Origin of the sequence: Micromonospora sp. NBRC 110009 (assembly GCF_030518795.1) — a bacterium.
Classification (GTDB): Bacteria; Actinomycetota; Actinomycetes; order Mycobacteriales; family Micromonosporaceae; genus Micromonospora.
This window is the reverse complement of the sequence record NZ_CP130427.1, coordinates 6495290-6514344: the sequence shown is the minus strand read 5'-3', so window position 1 is coordinate 6514344 and position 19055 is coordinate 6495290. Positions and strand designations below refer to the sequence as shown.

Below are 19055 nucleotides of genomic sequence, written 5' to 3'. Positions count from 1 at the left end.
ACCGGATGTCCACCCGCGCCGGCCGAGCCTAGGAAGTGGCCGCCTCGCGCACCATCCGGTTGGCCGTCTCCGGCTCACAACCGGTCGCGCGGAGCAGGTCACTCGCCATCGTGCGCAGCTGAATCACCACGGCGTCCGAGAAGGGCTTGCCGCCCGTGCCGTACGCCTGGCCGGCCAGGCGCGCGCCGTTCAACACCGCGTTGCGGGTCTGGTCGAACGGGCGGCCCGCTCGTGCCTCCCGCCTCAGCAACTGGATCGCCTCGGCGAGCCTGTCCACGGCGCCGGGGAGTTCCTCCGGCACCGGCTCGTGGTACTGCAGCGTGGTCGCGGCCCAGCGGGCCAGCGCCCGGCAATGGACACTCACCCGATCGACGTGCTGGATGCCGCGCCCGTAGCGCTCGACATCGATTCGGCGTTTCCAGCGTGCCGGCGCGATCGCCGTGACCTCCTCGGCGCCAGCCCTGGCCTCGTGCATCCGGGCGAGGTCGGGGTCCATCCCACTGAGCTGGTCCAGCGCCCGTGTCGCGCGGTCCGGGTCACGCTTGGCGAGTGCATGTGCCACCTCCCGAAGCTGCGTGTGAAGGGTCGCGGTGACCGGTGCGGTGGCGTTGTCGAGAACGCGCATCGGGCTGATCGGTAGCAGCAACGCCACCACCGCCAGCCCGACGGCGCTGCCCACCCCGGCGTCGACGATCCGGGCCCATTCGAGGCCCTGCTTGGTTGGGGAGAAGACGGCGATCAGTACAGCGGTGCTGCCGGCCTGAGCGACCAGAGCGCCACTGCGCCCGGTCATCAGCAGGGCGATGGCGATGGACAGCGCCACCACCAGGCCGATCTGCCAGAGCCCGAAGCCGACGGAGCGAACGAGAAGATCGCTGACGAGCAGGCCCAGCAAGACGCCGAGCATCAGCTCGGCGGTACGTACGGTGCGCTGCCCGAGGGCGGCGACGATTGTGCCGACGGCCGCGCTGGGTGCGAAGATCGGTGCTGGGCGACCCAGGACGTCGTGCGCCAGCCACCAGGACAAGGCGGCGGCAAGCCCACATTGCGCTGCGATGACCAGAATGATGGTAAGCAGATGTAGCCTCAGCCGGCCCGCCTCGCCACCGCGCCGCCGAGTCTTCGCCGCCAGGTCCTTGGCGCGCCCGGCAGCAGCGCTGCGGCCAGACGGCTCTTCCCGGTCAGCAGCCATGGCGACGGTTACCCCGCCCGGCCCTCACAAACCTGCCCCCCGTTCTCCCTGTCGGAGGCGCTTCGGTTGCCTCCGCGCCCAGGGCAGACGTCCGGCAACGCCGGGCGGCTTATCGCGTTGCGACCGCCTCAGATCACCCACGATGCCGGCCGCGAGCTGTTGCAGCACCCGGCACGGTCAACCGCTAGATTGTCTGCCCGCTCGCGATCGTCTAACCGGGTGGTGACGGCTGCTCGGATGGGAGTCTTCGGGTGCGGAGCGCGTCGGCTACGGCAACGCCGGTGAGGATGAGAGCGGCGGTGGTGGCTGCGGCAAGCGGCGGTGCCGGCCTCATCCTTGGGGTGAGGGCGAGGAGGGCGAGTGCGCCGATCACGCGGGGGAGAGACATGCGCCCGAACACCCCGTACTCGAAGATGGCCCGTCCGGCGAGGAACAGGGCGGGTCCGCCGAGGATGACGGCGATCCAGGCCGGATCCGGGTGTCCGAGCGGGTGGGTGATGACGATTTCGTCGCCGACCGCGACGGCAACGATGGCGGCGACCATGATCACATGGGCGTAGAGCACCAGGACCCCAACACGGAGTGGGTTGTGGCTTGCTGCCAGTGCGCCGGCCAGCAGTTCTCCGGCGCGGTGGATGTAGATGCGCCACAGCAGTGCCGTGGTGGCGAACGCCAGTACCGTCGCAGTGCTGCGGTCGGCCCCGAACTCTCCGTTCGCGAACGTCAGTCCGGTCACCAGGATCGGCTCGCCGAGGGCGATGATGAAGAACTGCTGGTACCGTTCGGCCAGGTGCTCCTCGGAGACCACAATCTCGAGTCGACGCGGGCCGTGGCGGCCCAGCTTCGGCGTGGGGAACCCGAGTGCGAGCGCGGCGTACTCCGCGACTGTCGCCGTCATCCACAGCGCTGCACGCACCGTGTCGGGTAGGAGCGCACCCGCGATCCATGCCGGCGCAGACATGCCGACCCAGAAAAATATCCGCACCGCGCTGCGCTGTGCCTCGTGGCCACGCAGAACGTGAATGGCGATGGCGAGGCCACCAAGCCGGATGGTGAGGTACGCACCGGCGAAGACCAGGCCCCGCCGGCCGAACGCCTCCGGCGCCGCAGCCGCCAGCACGAGGGTGCCGAATATGATCGGCATGGTCAGCAGTTGTACCAGCGGATGTCGCGGGTCGAACGCGTCCAGCAACCTCGTCGTAGCGGCCCACAGATGCAACACGGGCAGCAGCAACACCAGTGTCTGGAACGCGCCGGTCCAGCTCAGATGCTCCAACAGCTGCTGCGAGAGCTGGAAGAACGCGAGGACGAACACCAGGTCGAAGAACAGTTCCAGGAACGCCGTCCGCCCCTGCTCAGGTCTTCTCAGCAGGGCGTGAAACCTACCCGTCGTCATCGGTCGCCCGTTTCTGCCGTTTCCGCCCACCGTTCCACTTGGACCGGACGGGCGTATGAGATCGCGGCACGCCGCCGGTCAGACCGGTCATTCGGCGGCCGGTGGCCGTTCCCGGTGGCCGGAGTGCCGGCTGCCGGCCGTCCCACCGTCCCCCGGGTGGTCGCCCGCCGGCTGGTCCGGCCCGCCGCCCCCCGCGCGGTCTGCGGAGCCGGCCTCTGCCGGAACGGAGCCGGCTTGCCGGTTGGCGGGGACGAACTCACGGAGCAGGATCTGCGCGATGCCGGCGGCCGGGATGGCCAGCAGGGCTCCCAGGAGGCCGCCCAGCTCCGCGGCGAGCAGCACGCTGACCAGCACGGTCAGTGGGTTCAGCCTTACTGCGCGGGACATGATGACCGGTTGCAGCAGGTGGTTCTCGACCTGCTGGTAGACCACGAAGAAGACCAACACGATCACCCCGGCGGTGGGGGAGTGCAGGAAGCCCGCGCCGCCCGCGACGATGGCGCCGAGGGTCGCCCCCACCAGCGGGATCAGGTCGGCGATGGCGACCAGCAGCGCGATCACCGCGGCGAAGGGCACGCCGGTGAGCGCGAGCACGACGAAGGTCGCCAGGCCACAGATGAGGCTGATCAGGAGGTTTCCGCTCAGGTAGCCGGTGATGGTGCGCGCCGACTCCCGGCCGATGCGGCGCAGCCGCTCGGCCCGGGCGCCGCCGGCCAGGGCCAGCGTCCCGGCGGTGATCCGCGGCCCCTGCACCACCATCAGGTACGCCAGCACCACCACCGTCAGCACTCCGGCGACGCCCTGCACCGTCCCACGGACCAGCCCGACCGTCGACCGGCCGAGCTGGCCCCCTAAGCGCTGAAACTGGTCGACATGGGTCTCGGCGTACCGCCGCAGGTGGAACCGCTCCAGCAGTTCGCCGACCGGCCCGCGCCCGGCCCGACTCTCGCGCAACAGGTCCGGCGCCCGTTGTGCGAACCGGACCAACTCGTCGAGCAGGGGCACCACGATGAGCACCCCGAGCGCGGCGAGAGCCACGAAGCTGGCCACGAACACGACCAGCGTGGCTGCCGCCCGACGCCGAACTAGCCGTCGCTGCACCCGATCCACCAGCGGATTCAGGGCCACCGCGAAGAACACGGCGACCACCACCCACATCAGCACCCGCCGGGTCTGCCACACCAACGCCAGCCCGACCAGGGTGGCGAGGACTAGACCGATGACGATCAGCGTCCGGCGCGCCGTGGACCGGTCGTCGACGTCCCTCACCGGGCGCGGCTACCCGATGCGGAAAAAGGGAAACACCAGCGGAGTAGTCTCGATCTCCGGGGGCCGTCAGGCGAACAGGCTCGACGCGAGCGCGTCGAGCGCTGCCCAACCGCCTTCAGTCACGCCTCGTCGCGGAGCTTGCCACCGTTCAAGGCTGGCAGCACGGCTGTGACCTGTTCGCTCTCCAGGACGCCGCCGATGACCTCGTCCGCCCGCTGCAGGACCGACCCGTCCGGGTCGATCGAGAGACTCTCACCCTCGGCTACGCCGGGGTCTACTCCAGCTTCCTGCGCCACGCCGAAGCCGCCGCACGGCAGTACGGTCTCGACGCCCGCGACATCCTGCTCGAAGTCGGTCGGCGCAAGCTCATCGGCGGGCAGGAAGACATGATCATGGACATCGCCCTCGATCTCAGCCGAAGTTTGAGTCCGAGGAGGCGAAGTTCAAGAACCTGTGCCGTCTTCGCTGGATCACATCAGCGGGGCGGGTGGCTCGGGTTCTCGCCCGCGGGCGCGCCACGCGTCCACGATGGCGATGCCGGCCAGCACGGCGGTGGCGCCGGCACCGGCGACCAGCGGGGGAGCATGCCACACGGCCGGGATCAGTACGCCGAGGGCGAGGAGCCCGGTCAGCCGTGACAGGGAGATCCGGCCGAATACCTGCAGTTCGAAGGGTGCCCGCCCAAGCAGGAAGAGTGCGGGACCGCCGAGGATGGCCACGAGCCAATTCGATCCCGGCCGGGCGGTGGGCTCGATGATGTACAGCTCGAAGCCGACCCCGGCGAGAACAACACCGGAGATCATGACCAGATGACTCAAGGCGGCCGCCACGGACTGCCGGGTCGGGTCCCGGGCGGCGGTGATAGCCAGAGGCAGGACCAGACCGGCCCGGTAGAAGTAGATGCGCCAGAGCTGCACGATGCCGACGAAGGCCAGCGCGAACCCCATCCCATGCGGGAGCGTGAGGTCGCTGTCGGAGAACGCCCGGCCGGACACGAAGACGGCCTCACCCAAGCTGATCAAGAAAATCTGCTGTAACCGTTCGGCCAGGTGTTCTCCGGCGACCTGTTTGCCGGCCCATCGGCTGAAGCCGACCACGAACCCGGGGAACTCAATGGCCAGCGCAAGTGCCCAGAGCCCACCCCGCAGAAGCGGTTCGTGCACCAACGCCCCCGCGATCCACGGCACCGTGCTCCCGCCGAGCGACAGCAGCCCCGGTAGTGCGGACCTGCCGCTCCTCACCTGCCTGGCGAAGAGGTAAACCAACAGACGGCTGACCCGGACCGCAACCCAGGCACCGGCGAAGACCAGAGCCCGTTCCTCGAACCCCTGCGGCACCGCAACCGCCATCACGGTGGCACCGGCCATCGAGGAGAACACAAAGAACTGACCCGGCCGCGAATCCGGATGCACCCGGCTGGTCAACGCGGCCGTGGTCTGCCACATGAACCAGAGCCCCAGAAACAGCAAAAGGGTCCCAGCGAACTCACTGAACCCGAGCCCCGCGGAGTGGAAGTTCTCGAGGAGCCGCAGGCTGACCCGATTGAGCGCGAAGACGAAGACGAGATCGAAGAACAGCTCGAGGATGGTTGCCCGGCGCCAGCTGGTCTCCTCGCGTACGAGGCGCTGGCCGCCTGGCTCAGCCATCCGTCATCAGTCTGGTTCGCCGCCGGAGGCGCGCACGGCGGTCGCCTGCCTCGGCAATCTCACACCTCCGGCCAGGAAGCACGAGGGGGAGTTTCCGCGGCGGGAGGCGATAAACCTGTCATTCCCGACCTCCGCCGTGCCTGCTGTCAGCTCCGTCGGAAAACTCACCCCCGTTGCCGTCGCCGTCCTCGATGGCTTGTCGCCCCGACCGCGAGCGCCGCGCCTCGGATGAAGCGAGCCGACGAAACATGGGCGCCCTCATCGCTGGTGCAGGAACGGATGGGGAGCGGATGCTCACCGCTAACCGGAAGCTTGCGACCGCAGTCCCGAGCTGGCCGGTTTCATCCCCGCCCTCCCGGGAAGCCGCCACGTATGTCTTCTGACCCGGGCGCATCGGCAAGGCGCAACCCGGAGCGGGCGCGACAGTCGGCTCAAGAGATCCACATGGCTGCCGTCCGGCACCGCGACCCGAGGCTGCACGAACTAGCCGACGAGATCAGCGAGATCGCGATGATCTTGGGTCACGACGCCGGCCCGGTCCAGGAGTGGCGCGCGTGCCCGGTGTGCGGAGCCGAGCCAGGGTCGCACTGCCTCAATCTGCGGGGCACAAGATGGTCGACGGGATGCACCCGGAACGGACCACGCTCTAGCGGAAGCAGACAAGGGAGCCAACCCACCCCCGGCCAATTTGCTCGCCCTCCGACTCGTCGGCTGCAACCGATTAGCGCCACGTGTATCCGTCCCTGCCGGCGGCCCGGGCGGATGCCACTCCCGCCCGCTACTGGCATGTCGCATGCCCAAGTCCAAGTGAGCGGACCATCATCAGGAAAGGCGTGCCTCGAGGCCCGCGATGAGGCTTGGATCGCAAACTGAAAGCTGCGATCCCGTCGGCGTCTGCGCTCGACGCACTGGCAGATTCGATGGCTGTGGGCTGCAGGGCGGCGAGGCGGCGGAGGGTTCCGTTGACCTCGGCGAGCAGGAAGCCCGAGAAGAGGCTGGTGAGCAGGATGGTCATCCCGGCCACCACCAGCGATTCGAAGGTGACCACAAGGACGATCGCGGCGACCGCCGCACCGATTGCCTCGGCCGAAGCGAACCCCCGATCGGAGCGAATCACGGCCGCCGCGCCGAACTTCTCGAACGCGGTTCGCTGGTCTGCGGTCACCTCGCCGAGATCTTTGGCGAACTGGACCTCGATCCGAGAGTACCGGCCGTCGAGTTGGGCGCGCTGCGACTCGGTGCCGGGCGTTGTGAGGTGGCTCGCCGTCGGGCCCCGCAGCGTCGCGGCGGCCAGACCGAGGCCGACGATTATGACGACCCAGAGCGCGACGACGAGCCGCCGCCAGCGCATCGAGACGCGGCCGAGCCGGTAGAGCAGGGTGGCCACAAATTGGTGTCCTCCGACGTCGTTGGATGGTCAGTCGGCGGGCTCGAGCGCCCCGCGTAGCAGCGCCAACAGCGTCTCGCGTAGTTCGTCGTCGGGTACGTCGTCGAAGTCGCCGGACGTCTCGGCGATCCCGGCGAGCATCACCCGCGCAGCGATCCGGGCGGCCGGGCGTTCGGGATGCCCGGCTACCGCGTCGACGAGTCGGTCGGCGAACCGTTCGAGGTGTGCGAACTCGGGGCTCTCGAGCAACTCCCGGAACTCGCCCCGCAGCAGGGCCATCTCCCGCCGGAACTGGACCGCGAGGTCGACGAAGCCCCCCATGGCGATCCGCTGCGCGCTCGCCGGATCGGCCGCGGCGGCGATGCGGTCCTCGAGCGCCCGGATTGCCGCGAGCGCCGGGGCCATCAGCTCAAACAGGAGGGCTTCCTTGTTGGGGAAGTGGTAGAGCACCGCCGCCTTGGAGCAGCCCACGTCGCGGGCGATGTCCCGTAACGAGGTGCCCTTGTAACCAGCGAATGCGAAACGCCGCGTCGCGGCCGCGAGGATCTCGTTGTGCATCTCCGGCGCCATCCGTGCCATGCCCTTCCACCTCCAGAACCAGCATGCCTGACCGATCAGATCAGCGATCTCGTCGCCGAAGGCGACCGGACTCTGGTGTTCAGCCAGTTCACCCGCTTCCTAGACGCCGCCAGGGAGCGGTTGGAGGCAGCGGGCATCGGCTGCTACTACCTCGACGGGGCCACCCGCGACCGCGCGACGTTGCTCACCGAGTTCAAGAACGGCGCAGCGCCGGTGTTCCTGATCAGCCTCAAGGCCGGCGGTTTCGGGCTGACGCCGCAGGTGCCGGTGGCGCTTGGGCTTCTCGTCGACCGTGTGGTAGACGACGTCGCCGAGCAGGACGAAGCACACCGGCACCAGGTGCGGACGGCCGTCGGTCCCGACGGTGGCCAGCCGGGCCACCCGGGCCGATCCAACCCGTTGCCGGATCTTGTCGCCGGGCACAGCGCCGACGGTAACAGTGCACACTCACCTCCGCCTCCACCTTCACAGGTGACGGTGGCCGGCTGATCACCCGCCGGCGAGCAGCTTCTTCTGCACCTTGCCCATCGCGTTGCGGGGAAGCTGTTCCACGAGGTGGATCTGCCGCGGCCGCTTGTGCGCGGAGATCCGGGCGGCCACGAACTCGATGAGCTGCGCCTCGGTGGCCGCGTCGGCGACCACGTACGCGACCACCTGCTGCCCGAGGTCGGGGTGGGGCGCGCCGATCACCGCGGCCTCCCGCACCGCCGGGTGGGCGAGCAGCGCGTTCTCCACCTCGCCCGCGCCGATCCGGTACCCGCCACTCTTGATCATGTCGATTGACGCGCGTCCGATGATCCGGTGCCATCCGTCCGGACCGATGGTGGCGATGTCGCCGGTGCGGAACCAGCCGTCGGCGGTGAACGACTCCCGGTTGGACTCCGGCCGGTTGAGATACCCGCTGAACATCATCGGCCCCCGGATCTGCAGCTCGCCCGGGGACTCACCGTCGGGCCCGACCGGGCTGCCGTCCTCGCCGACCAGTCGGCTCTCCACTCCGGCGAGCCGGGTGCCGACGAACCCGGGCCGCCGCTCACCGGCGGCGCGACTGCTGACGGTGATCAGCGTTTCGGTCATCCCGTACCGCTCGACGGGAGGTTGCCCGGTGAGTTCGGCGAGCCGCTCGTAGACGGGCAGCGGTAGCGGTGCGCTGCCGGAGACCAGCAGCCGGGCCGACGACAGGGCTCGCGCCGAGGACGGATCGGCGCAGACCCGTGACCACACGGTCGGCACGCCGAAGTACAGGCTGCCGCGGGCGGCGGCGTACGCGTCGGGCTTGGGTCGGCCGGTGTGGGCCAGCCGCGATCCGACCCGGAGTGCGCCCAGCACGCCGAGTACGAGGCCGTGCACGTGGAACAGGGGGAGGCCGTGCACCAGCAGGTCGTCGGGCGTCCACGACCAGGCGTCGGCGAGGGCGTCCAGGTCGGCGGCGATCGCCTGCCGGGGGATCAGCGCTCCCTTCGGTGCGCCCGTGGTACCGGAGGTGTAGAGGATCAGCGCGGGGCTCTTCGGCGCGGGCTCCGGATGGCTGCTGGACGAGCGGGCGGTCAGGTCGACGGTGGCGACGGGGACCGGCACGTCGGCCAGGGGTGCGGTGCCGGCACTGGTCGGGGGGACGAGCACCAGCGTGGCGGCGGAGTCACGCAGCACGTAGTCCCGCTCGGTGGGTCCGGAGTCCGGTGGCACCGGTACGACGGGGACACCGGCGAGCAGACCGGCCACGACGGCCACCACGGTTTCCATGCTGGCGGTGGCCCACACCGCGACCGCGCCGCTGCCGGCTATGCGGTCGGCCAGGGCAGTGGCGGCGGCGAGCACCGCCTCCCGGGATGCCCGCTGGTCCCCGACCCGGATCGCCTCGGCGTCGTCGCCGAACGCCCCGGACAGGGCCGGCAGCAGTACTTCTTCGCTTCCTGGTCGCATCGCGGTCACCGTCCGGTCCACGTCGTCGTCTGCTTGGTGGTGAAGGCATCAACGGCGGCGCGGAAGTCGGCGCTGCCGTACACCCGGGCGACGATGTCGTCGCCGTCGACGCGGCCCCGGCGCAGCCGTCGGATCGCCTCCTTGGTCGCCCACATGGTGAGTGGGGCGTGCCCAGCCAGGCGGTCGACGGTCTGGGTGACGGCCTCGTCGATCTCGTCGGTGGATTCGGCCACGAAACCGGCGGCGTGCGCTTCCTCGCCGGAGTAGAACGTCGCGTTGAGCAGCAGATCCAAGGTACGAGCCGGTCCGAGGTGGTGCAGCAGCAGCGCATAGGTGGGCATCGACAGGCAGTTGCCCAGGGTCCGGGCGATGGGGATGCCGAATCGCGCGTCGGGTGTCGCCAGTCGCAGGTCACACACGGAGGCGATCGCCAGGCCCGCGCCGACGCAGTATCCGCGGATGGCCGCCACCGTCGGCACGTTGACGTTCTCGAGCCGGTCCAGCACCCGCGTGATCTTCTTCTCGTACTCGACCCCGTCGTCTCCGCCGGTGAAGTCGACGAACTGTCCGATGTCGGTGCCGGCGACGAAGGCCTCGTCGCCGGCACCGCGCAGGACAAGCACCCGCACGTCGTCGTCCGCGTCGGCGCGTTCGCAGGCCTGGTACAGGCCGTCGTACATGGCCCAGGTCATGGCGTTGCGCTGGCGCGGACGGTTGAAGGTCACGGTGAGGGCGGGGCCCTGCCGTTGCACGAGGAGTTCGGCGTGGGATCCGGGCGACGAGGACACGGGCTACCTCCCGGGCGTCGTGGTCACGGCGGGGCTGGTCGGGTCGCCGACGTCCTCGGTCAGGGCGGCGCCGGAGGCGACGAGGTGATCGATCTCCGCCGCGCTGCAACCGGCGGCCAGCAGCACCTGTCGGGTGTCGGCGCCGAGGACGGGTCCGGCGTGGGCGCGCCGCAGCGGGGTCTCGGACAGCCGCATCGGCGAGCCGAGTTGGCGTACCGGCCCGAGGGTCGGGTGCGGGGCGTCCCAGAAGAAGCCGCGGGCGGTGAGGTGCTCGTCGGTGAACACCTCGGCGTAGTCGGCGATCGGTGCGCACGGCACCCCGGCCCGGTTGAGCCGCTCGACGATCTCCGCGGTGCTCAGCGTGCTCGTCACCGCCTCGATGGTCTCGATCAACTCCGCACGGTTCTGCAGCCGGGAGAACGCGTCGGCGTAGCGGGGGTCCTCGAGCAGGCGGGTCAGCCCGAGGGTATGGCAGAAGGCCTGCCAGTTGCGTGGGGTGATGGCCCCGACGGTCACGTAGCCGTCGCTGCTGTGCACCGCCTGGTAGGGGGCGTTGCTCTGGTGCGCGGAGCCCAGCGGGCCGCCCACCTCACCGGTCGCGAAGTACTTCCCCGCCTCCCAGACGGCGAAGGAAGCGCCGGCCTCGAACAGGGAGACGTCGATGTACTGCCCCGTGCCGGAGCGGTCCCGTTCCCGCAGCGCGGCGGTGACCGCGAGGGCGAGGTAGAGGCCGCAGACCAGGTCGCAGATCGGTACGCCGACCTTCGCCGGTGGACCGCCGGGATGGCCGGTGATGCTCATCAGACCGCTGCGCGCCTGTGCCATGATGTCCAGCCCCGGCAGGTTCGCCAGCGGCCCGTCCTGCCCCCAGCCCGACGCCGAGGCGTACACCAGGCGAGGGTTGATCTCCCGCAGCTCCGGGTAGCCGAGGCCGAGCCGGCGCATGGCGCCGGGACGGAGGTTCTCGATCAGCACGTCGGCCCGCTCGACCAACCGGAGGAACGCCGGACGCGTATCCGGCGACTTCAGGTCGAGGGCGACCGAGCGCTTGTGTCGGTTGATGCGGACGAAGGGCGAGCTCTCCGTGCCGAGGAACGGACCGGTCTGGCGGACGGGATCCCCGCCGGCCGGGTGCTCGACCTTGATGACCTCAGCGCCGAGGTCGGCGAATTGCATGGCGGCAAAGGGTGCCGCCATGAACGACCCGAGTTCCAGCACGGTCACTCCGGTCAGCGGCGGGGTGCGTTGGGCGGTCATCCATCCACCTCCGGTCGGCGCGGATGCCTGGTCGGGAGGGAGCAGTGGCTGTTCGGATCCGAAAGTTACCGGTAGAGTCGCCTCTTGTCTACAGAAGACAATGTTCCGCGACGCGACGAGGAGTACGCCATGCCGGAGAGGACGAGCGCGACGAGCCCGGACGACGCGCCGCGCCGGATCACGCCTCCGCCGAGCCTGTCGCTGCTCGCCGCGGACGCCGTCCGGAGGATGATCCTCGCCGGCGAGTTGCGGCCCGGCGACCGCGTGGTCGAGAACCAGCTGACCCAGCAGCTCGGCATCTCCCGCCCGCCGTTGCGCGAGGCGTTGCGGGTGCTGGAGCAGGAGGGTCTGCTGGTGCAGCAGCCCCGGCGCGGGGTGATCGTCGTTCCGATCACCCTGCACGATGTGTACGAGATCTTCACCCTGCGCGACCGGCTCGAGCGGATGGCGGTCGAGCTGGGCGTGCCCGTGCGGTCGCCGGACCGCCTCGAGCGCTGCCGGGCGGCGTTGCGCGAGCTGGAGGAGGCCGCCCGGGCCGGCGACGCCGCGACGGTGACCGATCGCGCGTTCGACTTCCACCTGGCCGTGGTGGGGTTGGCCGGGCACCGCAGGCTCGAGGATTCCTATCGCTCCCTGTCGTTGCAGATGCGCCTCTGCATGGGCATGAACCAGCGGGCCCGGGTGGCGGGCGAGGGACTGTGGGGAAACGTCGAACGGCACCGCGCGATCCTGGAGACCCTGGAACACGGGGACCCGCAGGAGGTCCTCCGCCTGCTCGCCGACCACGGGCAGCACACCTTCGTCCTCGACCTCGGCGACTCGGTCGGTGGCCGCTCCCCTGAGGCGGAGGCTTGGCTGGCGCGGCTCGGACGCACCCGCTCCGACACCATGGCAGAACTGGAGGCGCCCCGATCGTGAGCACCCGAGCGCTGGTCGTCGACTTCGGCGACCGCACGCCGGACATCGATTCCGACGCCTGGGTGGCGCCGGGCGCCACCATCGTCGGCGCCGTGCGGCTGGCGCCCCGTGCCAGCGTCTGGTACGGCTGCGTGCTGCGCGGCGACACCGAGGGGATCACGATCGGCGCCGGCAGCAACATCCAGGACGGTTGCGTCGTGCATACCGATCCGGGCTTTTCCACGGTCGTCGGCACCGGCGTCTCCGCCGGGCACCGCGCCGTGCTGCACGGCTGCACGGTCGAGGACGACGTCCTGATCGGCATGGGAGCCATCGTGCTCAACGGTGCGCGGATCGGCGCCGGGTCGCTGGTCGCCGCTGGTGCGGTGGTGCTGGAAGGGACGGTGGTTCCGCCCGGCTCGCTCGTCGCCGGCATGCCCGCCCGGGTGCGGCGTGACCTCTCCGCCGAGGAACGGGCGAGCATCGTGCGCAACGCCGAGGGGTACGCCGACCGGGCCCGGGCACACGCCGTGGCGACGTCCCTGCTCTGACGACCTACCGGGCGGTCAGCCGGCGACCCGATCCGCTCCGGTGACCCGGGGGAGCTGAGTTGGCCGGCCAGGTCCTCGGCCGCCTGCCGCACCAGCGGCACCGCCCGATCGACCACGCCGGGGATCATGCGTGGCGCCGGCCCAGAGACCGAGACGGCGAGCCGGTTCGCGGTGCCGAGACCGCCGCGGTACGACATCCCGAGGGCTGGCCGACGGCGGTCGACGGTACGGCCCCGCTATCGGCGGTTCTGCCGGTTGCGCCGTCCAAGAGCGACGGCCAGGTCGTAGGCGTGCTGGCTGGGACCGAGGTTGGCGACGCCCTTGCCGACGATCTCGAACGCGGTGCCGTGCGCCGGGGTCGCGATCGGGACGGGAAGGCCCCCCTGCACGGTCACACCCCGATCGAAGCCCATGAGCTTCATCGCGATCTGGCCCTGGTCGTGATACATCGTGATTACGCCGTCGAAGTCACCGTTCCTGGCCTTGATGAAGACGGTGTCGCACGGATAGGGGCCGGTCGCGTCCATTCCCTGAGCCCGGGCCGCCGCCACCCCGGGCGCGATGTGCTCGATCTCCTCGCGGCCGAACTGGCCGTTCTCGCCGGCGTGCGGGTTGAGCGCGCAGACAGCGAGGCGGGGTGCCGCGATCCCAGACGCCTTGAGCACGTCGTCGAGGAGGCGGATGGCCGCGAGGACCGAGTCGGCGTTGATCCGCGCGGCGACGTCCTTCAGCGGGATGTGCGAGGTCACCCGGGAGGTGACAAGTCCGGGTATGAAGTTCAACTCGGAGGTGGTGCCCTCGAAGCCGAGGTTCTTGGCGAACCAGCGGAGCTCGTCCTCCTCGTGCATTCCGGCCAGATGCAGCGAGCCCTTGTTCAGCGGCGTGAACATGATCGCGTCCACCATGCCGGACCGGTAGAGGTTAAGTGCCTTGAGCAGGTCGGCCATCACCCGTTCGCCCGCCGCCTTGCTGACAGTCCTGCGCTCCACTGGACGCCCGGACAGATCGCTGCCGACAAGGACGGCGTGACCGGGAGTCGGCGCGTCGGTCAGCGGCACCTCGACGCCGACCTCGGCGGCGACCGCCTTGAGTTCGGCTGCGTCGGTCAGGACGTACACCTCGGCCTTGTGCAGGTTCTCGGGCGTGGCCAGGAGCCGAACGGTGAGCTCGGGGCCGATGCCGGCCGGATCGCCCATCGTGAGCGCGACCCGCGGCGGGGCCTCGGAGACGGTCTTGCGCATCTGCTTCCTCTCTTGGGCGTTCCGGCCGGGAGATCCGGTACGCGCACCGCCCCGGGCCCTGTTTCCTATAGGATCTACTCGGCAACTCGTCGAGTCAAGGAGCTTTCGCGGCTCCCGGCCGCTACGGGTCAGCTCTCGGCGAGCGAGCGGGCGCGCACGGCCAGCAGGTGCGTCCGCATGGCGTTCTCGGCGCGCTCGTTGTCGCCGGAGGCGATCGCGTCGAGGATGTCGCCGTGCTCGGCCAAAGCCTGGTCCACGTCGGTGAGGCCGTGACCGAGCAACTGCCGCAGTCGATGCACCTGAGGCGAGAGGAACTCGGCCAGCTGCAGCAGGTACTGGTTTCCGCAGTGGCTGAGGATCACGCGGTGGAACGCCCAGTCCGCGGTGTAGTACCGGTGGACGGCCGACCAGCTCGGCTCGTCGTTTCTCGCCCGCATGCGCTTGACGTAGTCGCCCGCGAGCACGTGGTCCGAATGCGCGGCCTTCAGCTCCAGCAGCGCCGCGTCCGACATCGGTACGGCGCCGTGCACGGCGGCGACCTCGAGGATGGTGCGCGCGTCGACGAGTTCGGACATGCGCTCGGCCGACAGCGGCGGGGCCACCCGGTAACCCTTCAGCGCGGCCCGGGTTACCAGGCCCGTGTGCTCGAGCTGCACCATCGCCTCCCGCACCGGGGTAGGGGAGACGCCGAGCTGCCGGGCGAGGGCGTCGATGCTCAGGGATGCGCCCGGTTTGACCCTGCCTGCGAGGAGAAGTTCCAGGATCGCGTCATACACGCCATCCCGCAGGGCGCGTCGCTCGACCGGCCGACCGAGGTCGGGCTCGAGTGGGGCGCCATCGGAAGTCATCGACGTTGTCATGGTGGTTGAGATCCTACCGTCCGCACCTCTGGACATGGCCCGCATAGTCATGGATCCTACAGGATCTATGGGCAACGATGAGGCAACCGCCCGGCAATGACATGGCAACGTCGATCGGAGACAGGCATGGTTTGGACGGCAGAGCAGTGGCCCATCGGCGCTGCCCTGATCCAGTTCCCGGCACGCACTCGCGAGGGCATCCCCGTCGAGGACGCCGGCCCCGCCGAATGGGCCAGGGTCTTCGGCGAGGTCACCGCCTGCGGGTTCGATCACGTAGATCTCACCGACACCTGGCTGCGTCCGGGAGACCTCACGGATGGCCAGCGCGAGGACCTGGTCCGCACGCTCAAGGACGCGGACCTAGGGGTGACCGCGATCTCGGTCATCCGGCGCAGCCTCCTCGACCCGGAGCACGGCAAGGCCAATGTCGACTACGCGCTGCGTACGGTCGAGGCCGCGGCGGCCATCGGCACCGGAGTGGTCAGTCTGGGCCTGCACCGGCCGCTGACCGCGCAGCAGCTTGCCGCGGAGTGGTTCTGGACCCAACCCGGGGCCGTCGACCAGCAGCGGGACGAGGCCAGTTTCGACCTTGCCGTCGCGCGCTTCTCGCGCATCGGGCGGCATGCGGCAAGCCTCGGTATCCAGCTTTCGCTCGAGATGTACGAGGACACCCTATTGGGCACGGCGGAGGACGCCGTCGCGCTCGTCAAGGCCATCGACCTGCCGAACGTCGGCCTGAACCCCGACATCGGCAACCTCATCCGGCTGCACCGGCCCATCGACGACTGGGAGCAGATGCACCTGAAGACCCTCCCGTACGCCAACTACTGGCACGTCAAGAACTACTACCGCGACCATGACCCGGCGACCGGCGCCTACTTCACGGTCCCCGCCCCCGCGGAGTCCGGGCTGATCAGCTACCGGCGCGCGATCGAGATCGCCCTCGACGCGGGCTTCCAGGGCCCCATCAGCGTGGAGCACTACGGCGGTGACGGGCTGAGCGTGTCGGCCCGCAACCGTGACTACCTGCGCGGCGTCTTCCGGGCGAAGCTCGGAGCCCGGCGATGACCCGCCTGGTCAACGTGGCCCCGGACTTCGCCGGGGAGGCCCTCGAAGGATTCGCGGCCGCGCACCGCGAGCACGTCATCCCGGTGCCTGGCGGGGTGGTCCGCGCATCGGCCACCCCGGCCGGCAGGGTCGCGGTGGTGCTGGGGGGTGGGTCGGGCCACTACCCGGCCTTCGCCGGTTGGGTCGGCCCGGGCTTCGCGCACGGTGCCGTCTGCGGCAACATCTTCGCATCGCCGTCCGCGAGCCAGGTGTACTCGGTCGCCCGCGTCGCCGACGCCGGCGGTGGCATGATCCTCGGCTTCGGGAACTACGCCGGCGACGTCCTGCACTTCGGTCAGGCCGCGGAACGGCTGCGCGCCGAGGGCATCGACGTCCGCACGCTCGCCGTGACGGATGACATCGTCTCCGCCCCGCCGCAGAAACGTGATCAACGCCGCGGCGTCGCGGGCAACATGATCGTCTTCAAGATCGCTTGTGGTGCCGCCGAAGACGGCCTGGACCTGAATGCGGTGGAGGCGATCGGCCGCCGCGCCAACGAGGCCACCTTCTCCTTCGGCGTCGCCTTTGACGGCTGCACGCTTCCCGGCGCGGGACACCCCCTGTTCACCGTCGAATCGGGGCACATGGCGATCGGGCTGGGTATCCACGGCGAGCCCGGAATCGGCAAGCAGCGGCTTCTCGGCGCCGACGAGCTGGCGGACCTGCTGGTTGGCGAGGTCCTCGACGGGGCCGGGGCCGGGGCCAGCCGGTCGAGCGGCCGCGTGGCGGTCCTGGTCAACGGCCTCGGCTCGGTCAAATACGAGGAACTCTTCGTCGTCTACCGTCGAGTCGCCCATCAACTCGGGAAGGCCGGCCTGACCATCGTCAGGCCGACGGTCGGAGAGCAGGTCACCAGCCTGAACATGTCCGGCCTCTCACTGACCGTAACCTTTCTGGACGACGACCTCGAAAAGTACTGGGTCGCGCCGGCGGACGCCCCCGCCTTCCACCGCGGCCCTGTCGACGAACAGCCCCGCCGCGTACTCGCGGCCGCCGGCCCTCCGCGGCGCATCGAGCCAGGGTCGCCCGCCTCGCAGGCCTGCGCCGCCCGCGTCGCGCGGGGACTGGCCCATGTTCGGGACGTCGTGCTCCAGCACGAGGCTCGCCTCGGTGAGATCGACGCGGTCGCCGGTGACGGAGACCATGGCATCGGAATGGCGCGCGGCACCGCGGCCGCCATGGAGGCGGCCGAGATGGCGGCCGATGAGCGGGCGGGTGTCCGGGGACTGCTGATACAAGCGGCCGAGGCCTGGTCCGAACGGGCCGGCGGCACCTCGGGCGCCCTGTGGGGTGCGGCACTCACCGCCGCCGCCGGAACTTTGGACGACGAGAATGTGCCGACCCCTGATGACATCGTCCGGGCGACCGGCGCGGCCGTCGCGACCGTCATGCGACTGGGCGGCGCCGAGCCCGGTGACAAGACGCTGGTCGACGCCGCCGTGCCGTTCGCGCGGGTGCTCGAGGCCAGGACCGAAGCGGGAACGCCACTGGATGCCGCGTGGTCGGCCGCCGCGCACGCGGCGACGCAGGCGGCAGAGGCAACCGCGCACATACCCGCGCGTCTCGGCCGCGCGCGCACCCACGGCCACGGCAGCATCGGCACGCCCGACGCGGGCGCGGTTTCCTTCGCCCTGATCGTCAGCGCTCTTGCTGTTCACTTCGCCACCGACCAGCCCCGGGAGCAGCCATGACTCTTCGGATCGTCGTCGGCGCCGACAGCGCCGGCTTCAGCTACAAGGAGGCACTCAAGGCCGACCTGGCCGACAACCCGAGGGCGCGCGAGGTCATCGATGTCGGCGTCGCCTCGGGCGAGGACGTCGCCTACCCGCACATAGCGGTCGCCGCCGCGCGACTGATCGCCGAGGGGACGGCCGACCGCGCCCTGCTCGTGTGCGGCACCGGACTGGGCGTGGCCATCGCCGCGAACAAGGTGCCCGGAATACGGGCCGTCACGGCTCACGACTCGTTCTCCGTCGAACGAGCCATCCTGTCCAACAACGCCCAGGTGCTCACCTTCGGCCAGCGCGTCATCGGGCTTGAGCTGGCCCGCCGCCTCGCCAGGGAGTGGCTCACCTACTCCTTCGACCCCGACTCTTCCTCCGCGGCCAAGGTCGCGGCGATCTGCTCGTACGAGGGTGACTGACCGTGGTCCTGTGGGTCGGCACCAGCTGGAAGATGAACAAAACCCGGGCCGAGGCCGTGTCGTTCGCCACCCGGCTCAGGGACGAGGCGGCCGGCGGCGGCTGGCCCGGTGTGCAGCCGTTCGTCGTCCCCCCGGCGACCGCGATATCCGTGGTACGCGACGCCTTGGGGCCGGATTCTCCCGTCGTTGTCGGCGCCCAGAACGCCCATTGGGAGGACGCCGGAGCCTGGACCGGCGAGGTGTCGGTGCCGCAGGTCGCCGACGCGGGGGCGACGCTCGTCGAGATCGGGCACTCGGAGCGGCGCGAGCACTTCGGCGAGACCGATCGGACCGTCAACCGAAAGGTGTGGGCGACTCTTCGCCACGGCCTGACAGCGCTGGTCTGCGTGGGAGAGTCCGCCGAGGTGCGGGCGGCCGGTGGTGCGAGACAGCACGTGCTCTCGCAGGTGGCTGCCGCTCTTCATCAGGTACCCGCCGGATCGCGCGTGCTGCTCGCCTACGAACCCGTCTGGGCGATCGGGGAGAGGGGTCGGGAGCCCACAGTCGACGAGGTCGCCGAGATCACCGAGGTCCTCGACGTGGAGTACGGCGGCGTGGCGTGCGGTCTTCTGTACGGCGGTTCCGTCACCACCGCGAACGCGAGAGACCTGCTGCACATCCGCGGCGTCACCGGGCTTTTCGTCGGGCGCAGTGCCTGGAACGTCGACGGATACCTGTTTCTGCTGCGCACCGCGACGGACGTGGCCCAGGAGGCCGGCGAGGTGTCCGCGACGAACGTCCCGCGCTGACCCGCGCGGGAAATGGTCACGACCGCACCCA

Annotated in this window: 17 protein-coding genes and 2 pseudogenes; 8 read left to right on the top strand and 11 right to left on the bottom strand. The window is 70.2% G+C overall.

Annotated features, from left to right (window positions below; translation table 11 throughout):
• Positions 1-28: 28 nt before the first annotated feature.
• The 3 genes from Q2K19_RS30690 to Q2K19_RS30680 form a co-directional block, all read right to left on the bottom strand.
• Entirely contained in the window at positions 29-1192 is a 1164-nt protein-coding gene (locus Q2K19_RS30690) for an FUSC family protein (protein WP_302765731.1), read from the bottom strand.
• A gap of 211 nt (positions 1193-1403) precedes the next feature.
• Entirely contained in the window at positions 1404-2588 is a 1185-nt protein-coding gene (locus Q2K19_RS30685) for a low temperature requirement protein A (RefSeq protein ID WP_302765729.1), read from the bottom strand.
• Between the two features lie 87 nt (positions 2589-2675).
• Positions 2676-3857, bottom strand: a complete 1182-nt coding sequence (locus Q2K19_RS30680) for an AI-2E family transporter (RefSeq protein ID WP_302765727.1) — start codon at positions 3855-3857, stop codon at positions 2676-2678.
• Positions 3858-3994: 137 nt separating this feature from the next.
• Between Q2K19_RS30680 and Q2K19_RS30675 the strand changes: the two are divergent.
• Positions 3995-4273 (top strand): annotated as a pseudogene (locus Q2K19_RS30675) (4-hydroxy-2-oxovalerate aldolase); the annotation flags it as partial.
• 54 nt (positions 4274-4327) lie between these two features.
• Here the strand turns inward: Q2K19_RS30675 and Q2K19_RS30670 are convergent.
• The 3 genes and pseudogenes from Q2K19_RS30670 to Q2K19_RS30660 all read right to left on the bottom strand — a co-directional run bounded on the left by Q2K19_RS30670 (position 4328) and on the right by Q2K19_RS30660 (position 7469).
• Positions 4328-5503: a low temperature requirement protein A gene (locus Q2K19_RS30670; RefSeq protein WP_302765726.1), complete on the bottom strand. Its 1176-nt coding sequence runs from the start codon at positions 5501-5503 to the stop codon at positions 4328-4330.
• Between the two features lie 1003 nt (positions 5504-6506).
• Positions 6507-6890: pseudogene (locus Q2K19_RS33440) on the bottom strand (hypothetical protein); the annotation flags it as partial.
• A gap of 30 nt (positions 6891-6920) precedes the next feature.
• Positions 6921-7469: a TetR/AcrR family transcriptional regulator gene (locus tag Q2K19_RS30660; protein ID WP_302765722.1), complete on the bottom strand. Its 549-nt coding sequence runs from the start codon at positions 7467-7469 to the stop codon at positions 6921-6923.
• On the opposite strand from Q2K19_RS30660, the gene Q2K19_RS33575 reads away from it, so the two are divergent.
• Positions 7443-7958: a helicase-related protein gene (locus Q2K19_RS33575; RefSeq protein ID WP_446839742.1), complete on the top strand. Its 516-nt coding sequence runs from the start codon at positions 7443-7445 to the stop codon at positions 7956-7958. The genes Q2K19_RS30660 and Q2K19_RS33575 overlap by 27 nt on opposite strands.
• Here the strand turns inward: Q2K19_RS33575 and Q2K19_RS30650 are convergent, their stop codons facing one another.
• From Q2K19_RS30650 to Q2K19_RS30640, 3 genes are read right to left on the bottom strand one after another with little or no spacing between them, the layout of a single operon-like run.
• Positions 7959-9392: an acyl-CoA synthetase gene (locus tag Q2K19_RS30650; RefSeq protein WP_302765720.1), complete on the bottom strand. Its 1434-nt coding sequence runs from the start codon at positions 9390-9392 to the stop codon at positions 7959-7961. It lies immediately after the preceding gene.
• Between the two features lie 5 nt (positions 9393-9397).
• On the bottom strand, positions 9398-10180 hold the full coding sequence (locus tag Q2K19_RS30645) for an enoyl-CoA hydratase/isomerase family protein (protein ID WP_302765719.1): 783 nt from the start codon (positions 10178-10180) through the stop codon (positions 9398-9400).
• Between the two features lie 3 nt (positions 10181-10183).
• On the bottom strand, positions 10184-11437 hold the full coding sequence (locus Q2K19_RS30640; protein ID WP_302765718.1) for a CaiB/BaiF CoA transferase family protein: 1254 nt from the start codon (positions 11435-11437) through the stop codon (positions 10184-10186).
• 129 nt (positions 11438-11566) lie between these two features.
• Between Q2K19_RS30640 and Q2K19_RS30635 the strand changes: the two genes are divergently transcribed.
• Together Q2K19_RS30635 and Q2K19_RS30630 are read left to right on the top strand one after the other, a co-directional pair.
• The gene (locus Q2K19_RS30635) at positions 11567-12355 is read left to right on the top strand and encodes a GntR family transcriptional regulator (protein WP_302765717.1); all 789 of its coding nucleotides are present in this window, start codon (positions 11567-11569) and stop codon (positions 12353-12355) included.
• Entirely contained in the window at positions 12352-12885 is a 534-nt protein-coding gene (locus tag Q2K19_RS30630; protein WP_302765716.1) for a gamma carbonic anhydrase family protein, read from the top strand. Before Q2K19_RS30635 ends, Q2K19_RS30630 begins: the two co-directional genes overlap by 4 nt.
• Before the next feature lie 236 nt (positions 12886-13121).
• On the opposite strand, the gene Q2K19_RS30625 is transcribed toward Q2K19_RS30630, so the two are convergent.
• Both Q2K19_RS30625 and Q2K19_RS30620 read right to left on the bottom strand, forming a co-directional pair.
• Positions 13122-14126, bottom strand: coding sequence for a 4-hydroxythreonine-4-phosphate dehydrogenase PdxA (locus Q2K19_RS30625; protein ID WP_302765715.1), 1005 nt, complete (start codon positions 14124-14126; stop codon positions 13122-13124).
• A 128-nt stretch (positions 14127-14254) separates the two neighbouring features.
• A complete protein-coding gene (locus Q2K19_RS30620; protein ID WP_302765714.1) occupies positions 14255-14986 on the bottom strand; it encodes a GntR family transcriptional regulator in 732 nt (243 codons plus the stop codon).
• A 96-nt stretch (positions 14987-15082) separates the two neighbouring features.
• Here Q2K19_RS30620 and Q2K19_RS30615 point away from each other — a divergent pair, with 96 nt between their 5' ends.
• From Q2K19_RS30615 to Q2K19_RS30600, 4 genes are read left to right on the top strand one after another with little or no spacing between them, the layout of a single operon-like run.
• A complete protein-coding gene (locus Q2K19_RS30615) occupies positions 15083-16054 on the top strand; it encodes a sugar phosphate isomerase/epimerase family protein (RefSeq protein ID WP_302765713.1) in 972 nt (323 codons plus the stop codon).
• Positions 16051-17784: a dihydroxyacetone kinase family protein gene (locus Q2K19_RS30610; RefSeq protein WP_302765712.1), complete on the top strand. Its 1734-nt coding sequence runs from the start codon at positions 16051-16053 to the stop codon at positions 17782-17784. Before Q2K19_RS30615 ends, Q2K19_RS30610 begins: the two co-directional genes overlap by 4 nt.
• Complete coding sequence (locus tag Q2K19_RS30605) at positions 17781-18236, top strand: ribose-5-phosphate isomerase (protein ID WP_302765711.1); 456 nt, start codon at positions 17781-17783, stop codon at positions 18234-18236. The genes Q2K19_RS30610 and Q2K19_RS30605 overlap by 4 nt, the downstream gene beginning before the upstream one ends.
• A gap of 2 nt (positions 18237-18238) precedes the next feature.
• Complete coding sequence (locus tag Q2K19_RS30600; RefSeq protein WP_302765710.1) at positions 18239-19024, top strand: triose-phosphate isomerase; 786 nt, start codon at positions 18239-18241, stop codon at positions 19022-19024.
• Positions 19025-19055 lie beyond the last annotated feature (31 nt).

Excerpts from the sequence above, each read along its gene's own strand:
- Q2K19_RS30690 (WP_302765731.1), bottom strand. The coding sequence starts at position 1,192 with ATGGCTGCTGACCGGGAAGAGCCGTCTGGCCGCAGCGCTGCTGCCGGG.
- Q2K19_RS30685 (WP_302765729.1), bottom strand. The coding sequence starts at position 2,588 with ATGACGACGGGTAGGTTTCACGCCCTGCTGAGAAGACCTGAGCAGGGG.
- Q2K19_RS30670 (WP_302765726.1), bottom strand. The coding sequence starts at position 5,503 with ATGGCTGAGCCAGGCGGCCAGCGCCTCGTACGCGAGGAGACCAGCTGG.
- Q2K19_RS30660 (WP_302765722.1), bottom strand. The coding sequence starts at position 7,469 with ATGGCACGGATGGCGCCGGAGATGCACAACGAGATCCTCGCGGCCGCG.
- Q2K19_RS30650 (WP_302765720.1), bottom strand. The coding sequence starts at position 9,392 with ATGCGACCAGGAAGCGAAGAAGTACTGCTGCCGGCCCTGTCCGGGGCG.
- Q2K19_RS30640 (WP_302765718.1), bottom strand. The coding sequence starts at position 11,437 with ATGACCGCCCAACGCACCCCGCCGCTGACCGGAGTGACCGTGCTGGAA.
- Q2K19_RS30635 (WP_302765717.1), top strand. The coding sequence starts at position 11,567 with ATGCCGGAGAGGACGAGCGCGACGAGCCCGGACGACGCGCCGCGCCGG.
- Q2K19_RS30625 (WP_302765715.1), bottom strand. The coding sequence starts at position 14,126 with ATGCGCAAGACCGTCTCCGAGGCCCCGCCGCGGGTCGCGCTCACGATG.
- Q2K19_RS30620 (WP_302765714.1), bottom strand. The coding sequence starts at position 14,986 with ATGACAACGTCGATGACTTCCGATGGCGCCCCACTCGAGCCCGACCTC.
- Q2K19_RS30615 (WP_302765713.1), top strand. The coding sequence starts at position 15,083 with ATGACATGGCAACGTCGATCGGAGACAGGCATGGTTTGGACGGCAGAG.
- Q2K19_RS30610 (WP_302765712.1), top strand. The coding sequence starts at position 16,051 with ATGACCCGCCTGGTCAACGTGGCCCCGGACTTCGCCGGGGAGGCCCTC.
- Q2K19_RS30605 (WP_302765711.1), top strand. The coding sequence starts at position 17,781 with ATGACTCTTCGGATCGTCGTCGGCGCCGACAGCGCCGGCTTCAGCTAC.